At 72.1% G+C, this 15,549-nt stretch carries 14 protein-coding genes and 1 riboswitch; of the genes, 4 read left to right on the forward strand and 10 right to left on the reverse strand.

The window, feature by feature from the left end:
- Window positions 1-11: 11 nt before the first annotated feature.
- From ABTW72_RS16930 to ABTW72_RS16955, 6 genes are all read right to left on the reverse strand, one after another.
- Complete coding sequence (locus ABTW72_RS16930; RefSeq protein ID WP_112586609.1) at window positions 12-884, reverse strand: PspA/IM30 family protein; 873 nt, start codon at window positions 882-884, stop codon at window positions 12-14.
- 198 nt (window positions 885-1,082) lie between these two features.
- The gene (locus ABTW72_RS16935) at window positions 1,083-1,517 is read right to left on the reverse strand and encodes a helix-turn-helix domain-containing protein (protein ID WP_091400451.1); all 435 of its coding nucleotides are present in this window, start codon (window positions 1,515-1,517) and stop codon (window positions 1,083-1,085) included.
- A 218-nt stretch (window positions 1,518-1,735) separates the two neighbouring features.
- Complete coding sequence (locus ABTW72_RS16940; protein WP_350859734.1) at window positions 1,736-2,230, reverse strand: CinA family protein; 495 nt, start codon at window positions 2,228-2,230, stop codon at window positions 1,736-1,738.
- 253 nt (window positions 2,231-2,483) lie between these two features.
- On the reverse strand, window positions 2,484-3,074 hold the full coding sequence (gene pgsA / locus ABTW72_RS16945; protein ID WP_350859737.1) for a CDP-diacylglycerol--glycerol-3-phosphate 3-phosphatidyltransferase: 591 nt from the start codon (window positions 3,072-3,074) through the stop codon (window positions 2,484-2,486).
- Window positions 3,075-3,151: 77 nt separating this feature from the next.
- Window positions 3,152-4,660: a 30S ribosomal protein S12 methylthiotransferase RimO gene (rimO, locus tag ABTW72_RS16950; RefSeq protein ID WP_124854125.1), complete on the reverse strand. Its 1,509-nt coding sequence runs from the start codon at window positions 4,658-4,660 to the stop codon at window positions 3,152-3,154.
- A gap of 89 nt (window positions 4,661-4,749) precedes the next feature.
- On the reverse strand, window positions 4,750-5,673 hold the full coding sequence (locus tag ABTW72_RS16955) for an ornithine cyclodeaminase family protein (protein WP_350859740.1): 924 nt from the start codon (window positions 5,671-5,673) through the stop codon (window positions 4,750-4,752).
- Between the two features lie 92 nt (window positions 5,674-5,765).
- Window positions 5,766-5,836, forward strand: a riboswitch (guanidine-III (ykkC-III) riboswitch).
- A 60-nt stretch (window positions 5,837-5,896) separates the two neighbouring features.
- Between ABTW72_RS16955 and sugE the strand changes: the two genes are divergently transcribed.
- Window positions 5,897-6,211 carry a quaternary ammonium compound efflux SMR transporter SugE gene (gene sugE, locus ABTW72_RS16960; RefSeq protein ID WP_112586602.1) on the forward strand — a complete coding sequence of 105 codons (315 nt, stop codon included), beginning with the start codon at window positions 5,897-5,899 and terminating at the stop codon, window positions 6,209-6,211.
- A gap of 82 nt (window positions 6,212-6,293) precedes the next feature.
- Window positions 6,294-6,539: a hypothetical protein gene (locus tag ABTW72_RS16965; RefSeq protein WP_124854123.1), complete on the forward strand. Its 246-nt coding sequence runs from the start codon at window positions 6,294-6,296 to the stop codon at window positions 6,537-6,539.
- A gap of 65 nt (window positions 6,540-6,604) precedes the next feature.
- On the opposite strand, the gene ABTW72_RS16970 is transcribed toward ABTW72_RS16965, so the two are convergent.
- Window positions 6,605-9,064: an FtsK/SpoIIIE family DNA translocase gene (locus tag ABTW72_RS16970; RefSeq protein WP_350859745.1), complete on the reverse strand. Its 2,460-nt coding sequence runs from the start codon at window positions 9,062-9,064 to the stop codon at window positions 6,605-6,607.
- Window positions 9,065-9,177: 113 nt separating this feature from the next.
- Between ABTW72_RS16970 and ABTW72_RS16975 the strand changes: the two genes are divergently transcribed.
- Entirely contained in the window at window positions 9,178-9,657 is a 480-nt protein-coding gene (locus ABTW72_RS16975; RefSeq protein WP_350859747.1) for a YbjN domain-containing protein, read from the forward strand.
- An 86-nt stretch (window positions 9,658-9,743) separates the two neighbouring features.
- Window positions 9,744-11,324 (forward strand): type III secretion system chaperone family protein, encoded by a 1,581-nt coding sequence (locus ABTW72_RS16980; RefSeq protein ID WP_350859974.1) that lies wholly within the window; start codon window positions 9,744-9,746, stop codon window positions 11,322-11,324.
- A gap of 63 nt (window positions 11,325-11,387) precedes the next feature.
- Here ABTW72_RS16980 and ABTW72_RS16985 read toward each other — a convergent pair whose 3' ends face one another.
- The 3 genes from ABTW72_RS16985 to thyX are packed head-to-tail and all read right to left on the reverse strand — an operon-like array spanning window position 11,388 to window position 14,843.
- Window positions 11,388-13,076 (reverse strand): ribonuclease J, encoded by a 1,689-nt coding sequence (locus tag ABTW72_RS16985; protein ID WP_112586590.1) that lies wholly within the window; start codon window positions 13,074-13,076, stop codon window positions 11,388-11,390.
- A 52-nt stretch (window positions 13,077-13,128) separates the two neighbouring features.
- The gene (gene dapA, locus ABTW72_RS16990) at window positions 13,129-14,055 is read right to left on the reverse strand and encodes a 4-hydroxy-tetrahydrodipicolinate synthase (RefSeq protein ID WP_350859750.1); all 927 of its coding nucleotides are present in this window, start codon (window positions 14,053-14,055) and stop codon (window positions 13,129-13,131) included.
- Window positions 14,056-14,102: 47 nt separating this feature from the next.
- Window positions 14,103-14,843 (reverse strand): FAD-dependent thymidylate synthase, encoded by a 741-nt coding sequence (gene thyX / locus ABTW72_RS16995; protein ID WP_091400425.1) that lies wholly within the window; start codon window positions 14,841-14,843, stop codon window positions 14,103-14,105.
- Window positions 14,844-15,549 lie beyond the last annotated feature (706 nt).

The following is a 15,549-nucleotide window of genomic DNA, read 5'->3' on the forward strand; positions in this document are numbered from 1 at the left end:
AATCCGGTCGTTCAACCGGCGGCGGTCGGGTCGCCGGTGCCCCGCTCGCGAGCCATGCTGGCGCGCAGCTCGTCCAGCCGGGCGGCTGCCGTCGGGTCGTTGGCCGGGCCGGTCTTCTCGGCCTGCGGCACGGCCGGTCGCTGGGCCGCGCCGCCGAGCTGCTCCCCCGCCATGCTGGACCGGATCTGCTCGAGCCGGGCGGAGCCGGCCGAGTCGATCGTGGCCTTCTGAATTTCCAACATACGGCCCTCGACGGAGTTGCCGGCCAGTTCGGCGCGACCCATCGCGTTGGCGTACCGCCGCTCGATGCGGTCGCGCACCTCGTCCAGCGACGGGGTGTTGGTGGGCGCGGTCAGCGACGACATCGACTCCAGCGAGCGGGCCACCGTCTCCTGCATCTTGGCCTGCTCCAGCTGGCTGAGCAGTTTGGTGCGCTCGGCGAGCTTCTGCTGGAGGATCATCGAGTTGTTCTCGACCGCTCGGCGGGCCTGGGCGGCGGCGCCCAGCGCCTGGTCGTGCAGTGTCTTCAGGTCCTCGGTGGCCTGCTCGGCGGAGACGAGCTGGCTGGCCAGCGTCTGCGCGGACTGCTCGAACCGCACCGCCTCGGCCTCGTCGCCCTTGGCCCGGGCCTGGTCGGAGAGCACCAGGGCCTGCCGGGCGTTGCCCTGCAACCGCTCGACCTCGGTCATCTGTCGAGACAGCTTCATCTCCAGCTGACGTTGGTTGCCGATGACCGCGGCAGCCTGCTGAACCAGCGCCTGGTGCTGCCGCTGGGCATCCTCGATGGCCTGCTGGATCTGCACCTTGGGATCGGCGTGTTCGTCGATCTTCGCACCGAAGAGCGCCATCAGGTAGTTCCAACCCTTGACGAACGGGTTCGCCATCTCCGCGGTATCCCCTCAGTAGCGTCGCTCCACCACGGCCGGGCCGGCTGGACCGACCGACCGTGACCGGCCGGTCTCCATCGTCCCAGCCGAACGCCAATGAGGCATCCGTACCGGGCGGTCGACAGCACCGGCGGCTCCTGCGAGCAACCCTACGCGGCCGTGGCCAGCCCGCCCATGGTCAACTGGATCGGCGGCTCAGGCCGCGCAGACCACGTCCCGGTCGCGCTCGGTCGGGCGGACCCGGGTGCTGCGCAGGGTGGCCTTGAGCGGCGAGTCCTGGCGGACCGAGACAGCGACCTTGCCGTCGGAGGTGACCTGACGGACACCGCGGTTGGTGCTCTTGGCTGCGGCGTCGGCCGGCTCGTCCTGCATCGAGACGAGCACCCCGGGCATCTGCTCGGCGAGCGCCACGGTGTCGCTCACCTCACGCAGCAGCTCGGAGAGGCGGGCACCGAGGGCGTCGCAGATCGCGGCGAGCAACTCGCTCGACGGCTCCTTGTGCCCGCGCTCAATCTCGGAGAGGTAGCCGAGGCTGACGTTGGCGGCGGTGGAGACCTCACGCAGCGTGCGCTGCTGGCCCTGCCGGCGCGCTCGCAGTGCGTCACCGATCACCCGGCGTAGCAGGATCATCGCACCTCCCCCTGAGGGATACCTCGCGCCCGCCGCTGGGCGGCCGGTCGCGGCGGACCGCGCCGACCCCGAACGTCGGAGCCTTCCCGCAACCGTACCCGTTGCGGGCCCGGGCGACATCCCGCCCCGCCCGTCGGTTCGTCGGGACGGGCTCACCGGGGCGCGCCGCCGCCCGTATGGCGGCGGCTCGGGTGGCTCCGACCGCTTCGTCCCTGGCTTCACGAGGTTGCGGCGGCGAGCCGCTCGGAGAGCAACCGCAGCGCCTCGACCACCGCCCCCGCTCGGACATGGTCGCGCCCGCTGCCCAGGTCGAGCTGGCGGACCTCACCACCGTTCGGGCCGGCGACCGCGACGTAGACCAGGCCCACGGGTTTTCCGTCCTGCGGCTCCGGGCCGGCGACCCCCGTGGTGGCCAGCCCCCAGTCCGCGCCGCACCGCTGCCGGCCACCCTCGGCCAGTGCCGCCGCCACCTCCGGGTCCACCGGCCCTCGCTCGGACAGCAGGTCATCCGGTACGCCAGCCAGGGTCGCCTTCAACTCGGTGGCGTAGACCACGAGACCACCCCGGTAGACCCCGCTGACCCCGGCGATGTTCACGATCGAAGCGGCGAGCGACCCACCGGTGAGTGATTCGACGGTGGCCAGGGTCTCGTGTCGCTCGGCCAGCCGGTGCACGACCCCCGCCGCCGCACTGCCCACCTCGGCACCGTCCACCTCAGCGCCATTCCCCCCGGCACCACTCGCCCCGCCACCGTTCACCGACACCCCGACCTCCGTCGCACAAACCAGTCCATCCCCACCCACCAATCCCCCACCTACCAATCCCCAACCCAGATACCCCCAACTCCGACCCGATCGCGTCCGACCCAGTCGCGACGATCATGGAGTTGGCGTTCCAACACGCCGTCCCAACTGGCGCCAACTCCATGATCAACAGGGGCGGGGCCGGTGGGGCGGTGGGGTGGGGTCAGCGGGGGCGGCGGAGGCGGAGGGCCTGGGCTATGTAGTCGAAGCCGGTGGCGACCGTGACCAGGACGGCGGCGGCCATGATCCAGGGGCCGACGGCGGCGAGCGCGGCCGGCATCGGCCAGAGGTACCAGGCGATCGCGAGGATCTGGAGCGCGGTCTTGACCTTGCCACCTCGGCTGGCGGCGATGACGCCGTGCCGGATCACCCAGAACCGCAACCCGGTGATGCCCAGCTCGCGGACGAGGATCAGCGCAGTCACCCACCAGGGCAGCTGGTCGTACCAGGAGAGCAGCACCAGCGCCGCCCCGGTGAGCGCCTTGTCGGCGATCGGGTCGGCCACCTTGCCCACCGAGGTGACCAGCCCGAAACGGCGGGCGATCCAGCCGTCCACCAGGTCGGTCGCCGAGGCCACCGCGAAGATCAGGCAGGCCGCCATCCGCCAGCCGGAGTGGGCCATCCCGGACATGATCACCGAGGCGGCGAAGACCGGCACCAGCACCAGCCGTAGGGCGGTCAACGCGTTGGCCGCGTTGACCACGGGCACCACGGCCACCACCCGGGCCGGCGTCGACTCCGTCGCCCCGGTCACCGGCGCACTCCGCTCGGGCCGCCGTGGCGTTCCCGGCACCGCACCACCTGGGTCCCCCGCTCCGCTCGGGCCCGCCGTCACCGTGCCGCGCCGGGCGCCGCCGAGATCATCTCATCCGGCACAGCGAGCAGGTCCACCCCTTCGGTGCCGGTCACCGTTGCGCGCACCAGATCGCCCGGGCGCAGCGCGGCCAGGTCGACCCCGCCCTCGGCCGGGGCGACCAGGGTGGTGGAACCGTCCACCTCCGGCGCCTGGTGAGCCGCCCGGCCCTCCACAACGCCGTCCTCGATCGAGTCGACAAGCACCTCGACGGTCGAGCCGAGCCGGTCCTCGGCCCGCTGCGAGCAGAGCTCGTCGGCGAGGGCGCTGAGCCGGTCGTAGCGCCGCTTGATCGTCGCGGCGGAGACCTTGCCGGGCAGGCCGGCCGCCTCGGTGCCGTCCTCGTCGCTGTAGTCGAACATGCCGATCGCGTCGAGCCGGGCCTCGGTCAGGAACCGGACCAGCTCGTCGACGTCGGCGCGGGTCTCGCCGGGGAAACCGACGATGAAGTTGCTCCGGGCGCCCGCGTCCGGGGCCAGGGCGCGGGCACCCGCCAGCAGCTCCAGGAACCGGTCGGTGGAGCCGAAACGGCGCATCCGGCGCAGCACCGGCTCGCTGGAGTGCTGGAACGACAGGTCGAAGTACGGTGCCACGCCCGGGGTGGTGGCGATCGCCTCGACCAGCCCAGGCCGGGTCTCGGCCGGCTGGAGGTAGCTGGCCCGCACCCGGACGATGCCGGTCACGGCGGCGAGCTGCGGCAGCAGCTTCTCCAGGGCGCGCGGGTCACCCAGGTCCTTGCCGTACGAGGTGGAGTTCTCGCTGACCAGCACCAGCTCCCGTACGCCGGACTTGGCCAGCCACTCCGCCTCGGCGAGCAGCTCGTCCGGGGTACGCGAGACGAAGGCCCCCCGGAAGGCCGGGATGGCACAGAACGCGCAACGGCGGTCGCAGCCGCTGGCCAGCTTCAGCGAGGCCACCGGCCCGGTGTCGAGCCGTCGGCGCAGCACCTGGCGCAGGTGTGCCGGGGTGTGCTCGTCGGTGTCGACGACGGTGCGGGTCACCGTGCCGTGGCCGGGCAGCGACACCCCGCTGTCGCGGCGCTGCACCGGGGTCAGCGGCAGCAGCTCGCGCCGGTCCCGTGGGGTGTGCGCGGTGATCTGCTCACCGGCGACGACGGCGTTCAGCCGGGCGGCGATGTCGGGGTAGTCGTCGAAGCTCAGCACCGCCTGCGCCTCGGGCAGGCTGTCGGCCAACTCCCGGCCGTACCGCTCGGCCATGCAGCCAGCGGCGACCACCTTGGCGCCCGTTCCGGCGGCGGCGAGCAGGGTCTGGATCGAGTCCTGCTTGGCCTTCTCCACGAAACCGCAGGTGTTGACGACCACCACGTCGGCGCCCTCGCCGTCGGTGGTCACCTGCCAGCCGTCGGCGTGCAGGCGGGCGGCCAGCTCCTCCGAGTCGACCTCGTTGCGGGCACAGCCCAGGGTCAGCAGGGCGACGCGACGGCCCTCGGCGTGGTCAGCGGGAGAAGGAGAGGTGGCAGACACCATCCGAGGGTACCGGGCCGGCCGGGTAAGCCCACGCACGCGGGCTGCGGAGACGGTGGACACCATGCGGTCAGCCCCGTCCTGTCAGCCGGTCAGCGCGCTGCGGCGGCCACCCGGGTCAGCGCGTCGAGCAGGAACACCTCGGTGCCGGCCAGGCCGGTGGAGCAGAAGACGGAGATCTGGTGCGCGGTGCTCCGGCCGGGGACCGCGCCGGCCAGGATGCCGCCCAGGTCGCGCAACCGCCCGGCGTACGGGGGTGTGGCCGCGAGCATCGGCGGCTGGTAGTCGGCCGCCTGGGCCGGTGAATCGGTGACCAGCAGGTCGGCGGTGTCCAGCAGGTCGGTGCCGAACTCGCTGCGGTCGCGCTGCTTGAAGCCGACCGCGTTGACGTGCGTGCCGGGGCTGAGGTCGGCGGCGCAGAGCACCGGGGTCGGGCTGGTGGTCGCCAGCACCACCACGTCCCGCCCGGCGACGGCGGAGCCCGGGTCGGCCACGGCACGGGCCGGCACGCCCAGTTCGGCATGGACCCGGGCGGCGAAGGCCTCCCGGCGAGCGGAGGAGCGGCTGTGCACCACCACCTCCCGCAACGGACGGACCGCGGCGGCGGCCCAGACCTGGGTCCACGCCTGCCGGCCGGAGCCGATCACCCCGAGGGTGGCGGCGTCCGGACGGGCCAGCGCGTCGACCGCGAGGCCCCCCAACCCTCCGGTACGACGGGAGCCCAACTCCTCGCCGACCGCGACCGCCCGGATCGCCCCGGTCCGGGCGTCGTGCAGCACCACCAACTGCTCGCCCTGGGGGTGACCGAAGGTGTCGTACGAGCGGAAGCCGTACCACTCGTCGACCAGGTGCCCGGCGGTGAGCACCATCCGCCCGCCGCTCAGCGGTGCGGCGGCCCGGGGCGGCGCGATCAGGCGTCCCTCGTACGCGGCCAGGAGGGCGGCGCGCATGGCGTCGACAGTGGTGGCGGCGTCCAGCGCGGCGGCGACCTCGGGGTCCGCGTAGAGCATGGTCATGGTGGCGATACTGCAAGTTGAAGTCAGGTGGAGGTCAACGGACCGTGGTGGTTGTCACCGCCCCGCCACCGGGGGCGGTGCTAGCGTCGGCACCGGCGGCCGGATGCTCGTGGCCGCTCCGGACGAGTGGTGGGCGTACCCGGTCAGGCCAAGACGCCCCGCGTGACGTGCAGACTCGACTCGTCCCGGCGCGGCAGCCCGGGCGCTTCCGGTGAGGTGAACGATGGCCTGGCTCGTACTGGTGATCTCGGGACTCTTGGAGACGGCCTGGGCGATCGCCCTGGACCGCAGCGCCGGTTTCAGCCGGCTGGTCCCGTCCGTGGTGTTCGTGGTGACCCTGCTGCTGAGCATGGCCGGGCTGTCGTACGCGCTCCGGGACATCCCCGTCGGCACCGGCTACGCGGTCTGGGTCGGCATCGGCGCGGTCGGCACCGCGCTGGTCGGGATGCTGGCGCTCGGCGAGTCGGCGAGCCTGCCCCGGATCCTCTGCCTCCTGCTGGTGGTCGCCGGCGTGATCGGTCTCAAGATCTTCCACTGAGGGCCCCAATCGGCAGGCGTGGCCAGCGCCCACAGTGGGTAGTGATCGATCCGTCACGACAGGCTCTCAACAGGAGGAAGACATGGCCGACATGCCGAGCACCGTTCGTCCCCGCAGCAACGCCGCCCGCATCATCACCATCGTGGGTTTCGTCTTCGCGGTCCTGGCCCTGCTGCTCAACCCGATCATCTTCGGCGTGCTCGGCGTCATCGCGGGCGTCGTCGGCGCGGTGCTCGGTGACAAGCCGCTGGGTTGGTACGCCGCCGCGGCCAGTGTCGTCGCCGCGATCCTCGGTCTGGTGGTCTTCGCCGCGCTGATGAACAACTGACCGCTCCCCCACGTCACGGGCCCGCCGGATTTCGGCGGGCCCGTCGTGCGTCCGGGGGCGGCGGGTCAGTCCCCGTCGCCGCGCAGGCCGACCAGAACCTCGTCCAGCTCGTCCGGCTTGACCAGCACGTCGCGCGCCTTCGACCCCTCGGACGGCCCGACCACCCCCCGGGTCTCCATCAGGTCCATCAGGCGGCCAGCCTTGGCGAAGCCGACCCGCAGCTTGCGTTGCAGCATCGAGGTCGAGCCGAACTGCGAGGTGACCACCAGCTCCACCGCCTGCACCAGCAGGTCCAGGTCGTCGCCGATGTCCTCGTCGATCTTCTTCTTGTTCTCCTGCGCCGGAGCCAGCACGTCCTTGCGGAACTCCGGCTCACGCTGGTCCTTGCAGAACTTCACCACGTCGGCGATCTCGCGCTCGGTGACCCAGGCGCCCTGGATCCGGACCGGCTTGGAGGCGCCCATCGGCAGGAAGAGCCCGTCACCGCGGCCGAGCAGCTTCTCCGCGCCCGGTTGGTCGAGGATGACCCGGGAGTCCGCGAGGGAGGAGGTGGCGAACGCCAGCCGGGACGGCACGTTCGCCTTGATCAGACCGGTCACCACGTCGACAGACGGACGCTGGGTGGCCAGCACCAGGTGGATGCCGGCGGCCCGGGCCAACTGGGTGATCCGGACGACCGAGTCCTCCACGTCGCGCGGCGCGACCATCATCAGGTCGGCAAGCTCGTCCACGATCACCAACAGGTACGGGTACGGACGCATCTCGCGTTCGCTGCCCGGCGGAGCCGTGATCTCGCCGTTGCGGACCTTGCGGTTGAAGTCGTCGATGTGCCGGACCCCGTTGGCGGCGAGGTCGTCGTAGCGCATGTCCATCTCGCGGACCACCCAGTCCAGCGAGTCGGCCGCCTTCTTCGCGTTGGTCACGATCGGGGTGACCAGGTGGGGAATGCCCTCGTAGCCGGTCATCTCGACCCGCTTCGGGTCGATCAGCAGCAGCCGCACCTCGTCCGGGGTGGCCCGGGTGAGGATGGACACCAGCAGGGTGTTGAGACAGCTCGACTTGCCCGCGCCGGTGGCGCCGGCGATCAGGATGTGCGGCATCTTGGCGAGGTTGGCCACCACGTAGCCGCCCTCGATGTCCTTGCCGAGCGCCACCACCATCGGGTGGTGATCGCTGGTCGCCGCGCGCGAGCGCAGCACGTCGCCGAGGGCGACGTTCTCCGGGTCGGTGTTCGGGATCTCCACGCCGACGGCGCTCTTGCCCGGGATCGGACTGAGGATCCGTACGTCCGGTGACTTCACCGCGTACGCGATGTTGCGGGACAGCTGGGTGATCCGCTCGACCTTGACGCCGTGCCCGAGCTCCACCTCGTAGCGGGTGACAGTTGGGCCACGGGTGAAGCCGGTGACGGCGGCGTCCACATCGAACTGGTCGAACACGCCGGTCAGCGCGGCGATCACCTCGTCGTTGGCCTTGCTGCGGGTCTTCGCGGCGGCCCCGGCGCTGAGCATGTTGGCCGGCGGCAGGGTGTAGTCCCCGGACAGCCCGGTCAACGCGAGCTGCTCGGCCCGGGTCGGGGCGGGCGAGTGCTCCGGCGGCTCGACCGGCGGTTTGCGGCTCGCCGGCACCTTCGCCGGAGACTTGCGCGGCAGCACCATGGTTTCCTGGAGGTCCACGCCGTCCAGGTCCTCGAAGTCGTCCGGGTCCAGTGGTGCGGGCATCCGCTTCGCCGGTCGCTTGCGCGCCGGCTTGGCGGCCACCTCGTCCGCCTCCTCATCCGTCTCCGGTGCGCCGACCAGCCCACCGGCGAGCAGGCCGAGCCGCTCCGGGATCTTGTTGATCGGCGTCGCGGTCACCACGAGCAGGCCGAAGAGCAGCAGCAGGATGAGCAGCGGCACCGCCACCCAGGCGGTGACCGCCCGCTCCAGCAGCCCACCGACGCCCGCGCCGACCAGACCGCCGGCGAAGTCACGCTCCAGCGGGTCGGTCGGGTCCTGACCGATCTGGAGCAGCGCGGCGGTCGACACCAGCAGCGAACCCCAGCCGATCAACCCACGGCCCCGGTGCTCCGGATCGGCCGGCTGACGCATCAGCCGCCACGCCCCGATCATCAGCAGCACCGGTACGACCACCGAGATCGCGCCCAGGAACAGCCGGATCGTGTCGGCCAGTCGCGCGCCCACCGGCCCCGCTCCGGACAACCAGAGCGCCACGGCGCTGAGCAGGGCGAGCCCGAACATGAACAGACCGGCACCGTCTCGGCGGTGCTCCGGGTCGAGGTCGCGGGCCGAGGCGGCCTGCCGGCCGGCGGCGCGCACCGCCCAGCCCATCCCGTGCGCCAGCCCCATCCACAGTGCACCGACCGCACGGCCGACGTAGACCGCCGGGCCGGGCCGGGCCGGCGTGGTGCGACGTCGGACCGGTGCCCGGGTGGTCTTCTTCGCCGGTTGACGGGCACGACTGTTGGTGCCACCGCGCGGCGACGCGCCGCGCCGCCGGCTCGCCTGAGAGGTACGGCCCGCCATAGAGTCACGGTAACGGTGGGGCCGGGCAGATCCCCGCTTTTCCGGGTCGTGTCCGCGCGTCGTAACACGAACCCCGCCGCCGGTCGTGATATCCGCCTCAGAAGGGATGCCCCATGGCGTCGCCGGAAATCGAAGGCGATCCGGACGATCCGCTGGCCGGGCACCCTGGCGCACTGCGTCCGCTGACCGGCGAACTGGTCGCCGCGGTGCTGGCTGCCCGTGGCCGGTCCGTCGACCCGACCCCGGACGGCGAACTGGTGGGCCACTTCGACGACAACCTGATCTGGTTCCTCCGCGTCGGCGGGGACGGGGAGCTGCTCCAGATCCGCACCATGGTCGATCCGACCTTCGGCATCGAGCGGGTGCCCGACCTGTACGCGTTCTGCAACTCCTGGAACCACGACCGGCTCTGGCCGAAGGCGTTCGTCCACGTCGCCGACGACGGTCGGGCCCGGGTGTACGGCGAGGTGATCACCGACCTGGAACGCGGCGTGACCCCACACCAGCTCGACCAACTGCTCGACTGTGGCATCTCCACCGGCTGCCAGCTGGCCGTGGCGGTCCGCCGACTACCCGGCGCGGTCCCGTCGTGACCGGCCGGGACGAGTTCACCGCCAGCCGCACCGGCACGCCACCCACCGGCTCCGGTGACCGCCTCGCGCGGGCCCGCGTACCGGCGCTGGAGGCCGCGCTCGCCGAGGCCCGGGACCTCCCCGACGGCCCGGCCCGGCAGGTGGCCCTGGAGCGGCTCGCCGAGCGCGCCGACGCGGCCGGCGACGTCCGGTCCGGGATGGACGCCCGGTTCGCGTTGATCGAGGCGTATCTGCTGCACGGGGAGCGGTGGCGTCTGGTCGAGCCGGTCCGGCGCTGCCGGGCCGCCGCCGACCACCGGCCCGACCTGCTCACCGACACGGAGAGCGGGCTGCTGCTGCGCTACCAGCGGTACGCGGTGGAGGCGTTGCTCGGCACCCCCCGGGTCGGGCTGGACCAGACCCGGTCCCTGCTGCACGACCTGGCTCACCGCGTCGGCGCGGATGGTCCGGACACACCGACCGTCGCGGAGCTGCACTGCCGGATCGCCGATCATCTGGGCGACGAGCCCACCGCCCGGCACTGGTACGAGCGATGGTCCGGAAAACGGCCGGGCCCGGCCGGCGGCTGCCCGGGCTGCGCCTCGGCCCGGCGTGCCGAACTGCTGGACGGCTGGGGCGAGTGGCATGCCGCGGTCAGCGAGCTCGGGGAGACCGACGGCGACCCGCAGTCCTGCACCGACCAGCCCGAGCGGGACCTGGTGGCCGGACTACTGCCGGCACTGCGCACCGGCGAGCCGGCGCGGGCGGCGACGGCGCACGTGCGGGCGTACCGCCGGCACCGGCGGGAGCGCGCGGCGTTCCCGCACCTCGCCGCGCACCTGCGGTTCTGCGCACTGGGCGGGCACCTGGAGCGCGGGCTGGCCATCCTGGCCGAGCAGCTGCCCCGATTGGACCGGCCGACCGACGATCTCGCCGCCATGGAGTTCGCCGCCGCCGGGGCACTGGTCTGCGGGCTGGCCACCGACGCCGGGCTGGGCGGGCGGACGATGCCCCGGCCGGCGTACGGCGAACGGACGGCCACCGAGTTGGACGTCGCCACGCTCGGGGCACTGCTGCTCGGGGTCGCCAACGAGTTGGCCGGCAGCTTCGACGCGCGCAACGGCACGGGGCACCACTCCGGGCGGATGGCCGCCTGGCTGTCTGAGCGCCCGCTCGCGGCGCCGGTTCCGCTGCCCACCGACGACGAACCTGACGAGCCCGACGAGCCCGACGCCGACCGGGCCGACGCCCGGGCCGAGCCCGATCCCGAGCTGGGCGACCGCGAGTTGTCGGCGCTCTCCCTCGGCATGATCACCGGGGTCCTGGACGGGCGCGGCGACCGGTACCTGGTGGACGAGGGCGAGACCGTGGTCGGCCACTGGGAAGGGACGGTGATCCAGTTCCGGCGGGCCGGTGAGCGCGGCGAGGTGCTGCACGCCCGCGCCATGGCCAACCGGCGGCTGCCGGCGACCCGTCGCGCCGAGGCGTACGCCTTCTGCAACGCGTGGAACCACGACCGGCTGCTGCCCAAGGCGTACGCGCACGACCTCGGCGACGAGTTGGTGCTGGCCGGCGACGTGGCCACCGACCTGGCGCACGGGGTCGCCCCGGCGCAGCTGCGGGTCCTCATGGACGCCGCCATCGCCACCGGCATCGCGTACGCCGAGGCCGTCGCCGCGCTGCCCTGACCTCCCGGGTACGGCGGACGCCGGCCCACCCCGTTCAGGTGGACCGGCGTCAGTGGAAGGTGCTCAGACCTCGACGACGGTGGGCACGATCATCGGCCGACGACGGTACTTGTCGTTGACCCACCGCCCCACGGTCCGCCGGACGATCTGCTGAAGCTGGTGCGGGTCGGTGATGCCGTCCGCCGCGGCCCGGTTGAGCGCCTCGGTGACCAGCGGCACCACCGGGTTGAACGCCTCCGGGTCCTCGGAGAAGCCCTTCGCGGAGAGCGTCGGGCCGGCGACCACCTTGCCGGTGACCGAGTCGACGACAACGGTGGTGGCGATGAAACCGCCGTCACCGAGGATCCGCCGTTCGGTGAGCAACGACTCGCTGACGTCACCGACGGCGAGGCCGTCCACGTAGACGTACCGGCTCTTCACGTGCCCGACCAGGCTGGCGCGGCCCTCGACCAGGTCGACCACGTCGCCGTCCTCGCAGAGCACCACCCGGTCGGCGGCGACCCCGGATTCGATGCCGAGCCGGGCGTGGGCGCGCAGGTGACGCCACTCGCCGTGCACGGGCATCAGGTTGCTGGGACGGACAACGTTGAGCAGGTAGAGCAGTTCCCCGGCGGGGGCGTGCCCGGAGACGTGCACCTTGGCCACGTCCTTGTGCACCACCACCGCGCCGGCCCGCGCGAGCCGGTTGATCACCCGGTAGACCGAGGTCTCGTTGCCCGGCACCAGTGAGGAGGCCAGCACGACGGTGTCACCGGGGGCGATGGTGATGTGCCGGTGGTCGCCGCTGGCCATCCGGCCCAGCGCGCTCATCGGCTCACCCTGGGAACCGGTGGACATCAACACGATCTGCTCCGGCGGCAGCGTGGTCGCCTCCTCGATCCCGATGACCAGACCGGCCGGGATGTTGAGCAGGCCGAGGTCCCGAGCGATGCCCATGTTGCGGACCATGGACCGGCCGATCAGCGCGACCTTGCGGCCGTGCTCGGCGGCGGAGTCGAAGACCTGCTGCACCCGGTGCACGTGCGAGGCGAACGAGGCCACGATGATCCGACCCTTGGCCTTCGCGAAGATCGAGTCGAGCACCGGGCCGATCTCCCGCTCCGGGGTGACGAAACCGGGGATCTCCGCGTTGGTGGAGTCGGACAGCAGCAGGTCGACGCCTTCGGCGCCGAGCCGGGCGAAACCGGCCAGGTCGGTGATCCGGCCATCCAGCGGCAGCTGGTCCATCTTGAAGTCGCCGGTGTGCAGCACCAGGCCGGCGGGGGTGCGGATGGCCACCGCGAGGGCGTCCGGGATCGAGTGGTTGACAGCGAAGAACTCACACTCGAACGGGCCGAGCCGCTCACGGCCGCCCTCCCGCACGGTCAGCGTGTACGGCTGGATCCGCCGCTCGGCCAACTTAGCCTCGACCAGGGCGAGGGTGAACTGTGAGCCGACCAGCGGGATGTCGGGCTTGTGGGCGAGCAGGTACGGCACCGCGCCGATGTGGTCCTCGTGACCGTGCGTCAGCACGATCGCCTGGACGTCGGCCAGCCGGTCCAGGATCGGACCGAAGTCGGGCAGGATCAGATCCACACCCGGCTGTTCGACGTCGGGGAACAACACCCCGCAGTCGACGATCAGCAACTTGCCGTCGTACTCGAAGACGGTCATGTTCCGACCGATGGCGCCGAGCCCGCCGAGCGGGATGATCCGCAGGCCGCCCTCCGGCAGCGGCGGGGGTAGCTCCGCCTCGATGTGCGCCTCGGTCACGCGTCCACCTCATTCTGCGACGCCGTTACTCGACGTCCATCGTGTCGTTCGTTCATTCGGGCAGCTCCAGGCCCGCTGCCGCGAAGTCTGCGCGCAGCTGGGCGATCTCGTCGTCGGTGGCGTCCACGAGCGGGGGTCGCACCGGGCCGGCCGGCAGGCCCAGCGACGCCAGGCCCGCCTTCACCAGGATGGTGCCCTGGGTGCGGAAGATGCCGGTGAACAGCGGCAGCAGCCGCCGGTGCAGGGCCAGCGCGGTCGGCATGTCCCTCGCGTCGTACGCCTCGATCATCTGTGCGGTCAGCGCCCCGGTGAAGTGCGTCGAGGTGCCGACCAGGCCCACGCATCCGACGGCCAGCGCCGGCAGGGTGAGGGCGTCCTCGCCGCTGTAGAAGGCGAGGCTGGTCCGGCTGGTGACCCAGCTGGTGGCGGTCAGGTCGCCCTTGGCGTCCTTGACCGCGACGATCCGGCCGTGTTCGGCGAGCCGGACCAACGTCTCGGTGTCGATCGGCACGCCGGAGCGGTGCGGAATGTCGTACAGCATCACCGGCAGCCCGGTGGCGTCGGCCACCGCGGTGAAGTGTCGCAGCAACCCGCTCTGCGGCGGCTTGTTGTAGTACGGGGTGACCACCAGCAGGCCGTGCGCACCCGCCTTCTCGGCGGCGGCGGCCAGCTCGATGGTGTGCCGGGTGTCGTTGGTGCCGACGCCCGCGACCACCTTGGCGCGGTCACCGACGGCCTCCACCACGGCCCGGATCAGGTGTTCCTTCTCCGCGTCGGTGGTGGTCGGCGACTCGCCGGTGGTGCCGTTGACCACCAGCCCGTCGTTGCCCTGCTCGTCGACCAGGTGGCTCGCCAGCCGGGCGGCGCCGTCGACATCGAGGGAACCGTCGGGGGTGAACGGGCTCACCATGGCTGTGAGCAGCCGGCCGAAGGGGCGGGACGCCGGTCGGGCCGCGGCGTCGAGGTGGTCGTGCGTCATACCCTCCAACCTAGCGGACGACCAGCCGAGGCCCGCCGGGGAAGGGCTCAGGACGCCTCGTGCGGGCTGGCCGCCACTTCGGTGCCGTCCGGCAGCGTGGTGATCACGAAGTCGGCGAACACGTTCGGGGCGACCCCCTGGAGCTGGCGCAGGCACTCCACGGCCAGCTCACGGATCTCCACGTCGGCGTGCTCGGTGGCCCGCATGGCGATGAAGTGCCGCCAGGCCCGGTAGTTGCCGGAGACCACGATCCGGGTCTCGGTGGCGTTGGGCAGCACCGCGCGGGCCGCCTGCCGGGCCTGCTTGCGGCGCAGCGTCGGGTTGGGCTCGTCGGAGAAGCGCTGCTCGAGGCCCTCCAGCAACTCGGTGTACGCCCGAACGCTCGCCTCGGCGGCCTCCACGAACTTCTTGTGCAGCTCCGGGTCGTCGGCGATGACGGCCGGCTCGACCATGGCCGCGTCCCGCTCCGGGACGTAGCGCTGCGACAGCTGGGAGTACGAGAAGTGCCGGTGCCGGATCAGCTCGTGGGTGAAGGAGCGGGACACCCCGGTGAAGTAGAAGGTGACCGACCCGTGCTCCAGGACACTCAGGTGGCCCACTTCGAGGATGTGCGCCAGGTAGCCGGCGTTGGTGGCGGTCGCCGGGTTCGGCTTCTTCCACGACTGGTAGCAGGCCCGACCGGCGAACTCGGCGAGCGCCTGGCCGCCCTCCGCGTCGGTCGACCACGGCACGTCGTCCGGGGCCGCGAATTGGGTCCACGCGATCAACTTGACCTGGGGCTGCACCATGTCCGGCATTCCTGGGACTTTAGTGGTGGGGTGCCGCCCAGCCCAACTCAGGCGCGCCCCGTGCAATGTCGATCACTCAGAGAGCTCTGGACCCGCCGACGCCCCAGGGCGTTGACCAGGGTCCGGGTCCGGCCGTTGGCCGGGGTCCGGGTCCGGCCGGGGTCCGGGGTCCGGGTCCGGCCGTCGGCCGGGTCCGGGGTCCGGGGTCCGGGGTCCGGGGTCCGGGGTCCGGGGTCCGGGCATCGTCATCGAGCCCGGGGCAGACAGTTCCATCGGCGTCCTTTGGAGCTGAATCGTTGGCGACATCAGCCCCAGCGGATGGGCCGCCCAAGCCGACGACCAAGGCCCGAGCGCTGCTGAGGCGTCCAAGCGATCCGAACGAGCCGAGCGGCCCGAGCCGGAGCGACCCGAGCGGCGTCGCAGCAGCTTCCGCTCGCAAGATCGCGCAATACCATTGATGTAGTGGCATCCGTCGCGCCGGACCCCACTACATCCAGGATCGAGCGCGATCTTTGGGCGAAATGCGTCGTCTCCGCCGTCCGCCGTCAACCGCGGCCGCGCGTCTGCGACTGCCCGCCGAATGATCGACTCGGGTTCCTGAGAGTCGGGGTATCCGGGCCGGGTGAATGGCCCGGGTTCCTGAATGCCGAGTCGATCATGGGTGGTGGACGCCGGAGGGGCCCTGATGTCGTAAACGAGTCAGCTG

Source organism: Micromonospora sp. NPDC127501 (genome assembly GCF_040302185.1).
Classification (GTDB): Bacteria; Actinomycetota; Actinomycetes; order Mycobacteriales; family Micromonosporaceae; genus Micromonospora.

Coding starts and splice junctions, on each gene's coding strand:
- ABTW72_RS16930 (WP_112586609.1), bottom strand. CDS start 884: ATGGCGAACCCGTTCGTCAAGGGTTGGAACTACCTGATGGCGCTCTTC.
- ABTW72_RS16935 (WP_091400451.1), bottom strand. CDS start 1,517: ATGATCCTGCTACGCCGGGTGATCGGTGACGCACTGCGAGCGCGCCGG.
- dapA (WP_350859750.1), bottom strand. CDS start 14,055: ATGACGCACGACCACCTCGACGCCGCGGCCCGACCGGCGTCCCGCCCC.
- ABTW72_RS16965 (WP_124854123.1), top strand. CDS start 6,294: ATGGCCGACATGCCGAGCACCGTTCGTCCCCGCAGCAACGCCGCCCGC.
- sugE (WP_112586602.1), top strand. CDS start 5,897: ATGGCCTGGCTCGTACTGGTGATCTCGGGACTCTTGGAGACGGCCTGG.
- thyX (WP_091400425.1), bottom strand. CDS start 14,843: ATGGTGCAGCCCCAGGTCAAGTTGATCGCGTGGACCCAATTCGCGGCC.
- ABTW72_RS16970 (WP_350859745.1), bottom strand. CDS start 9,064: ATGGCGGGCCGTACCTCTCAGGCGAGCCGGCGGCGCGGCGCGTCGCCG.
- rimO (WP_124854125.1), bottom strand. CDS start 4,660: ATGGTGTCTGCCACCTCTCCTTCTCCCGCTGACCACGCCGAGGGCCGT.
- ABTW72_RS16975 (WP_350859747.1), top strand. CDS start 9,178: ATGGCGTCGCCGGAAATCGAAGGCGATCCGGACGATCCGCTGGCCGGG.
- ABTW72_RS16955 (WP_350859740.1), bottom strand. CDS start 5,673: ATGACCATGCTCTACGCGGACCCCGAGGTCGCCGCCGCGCTGGACGCC.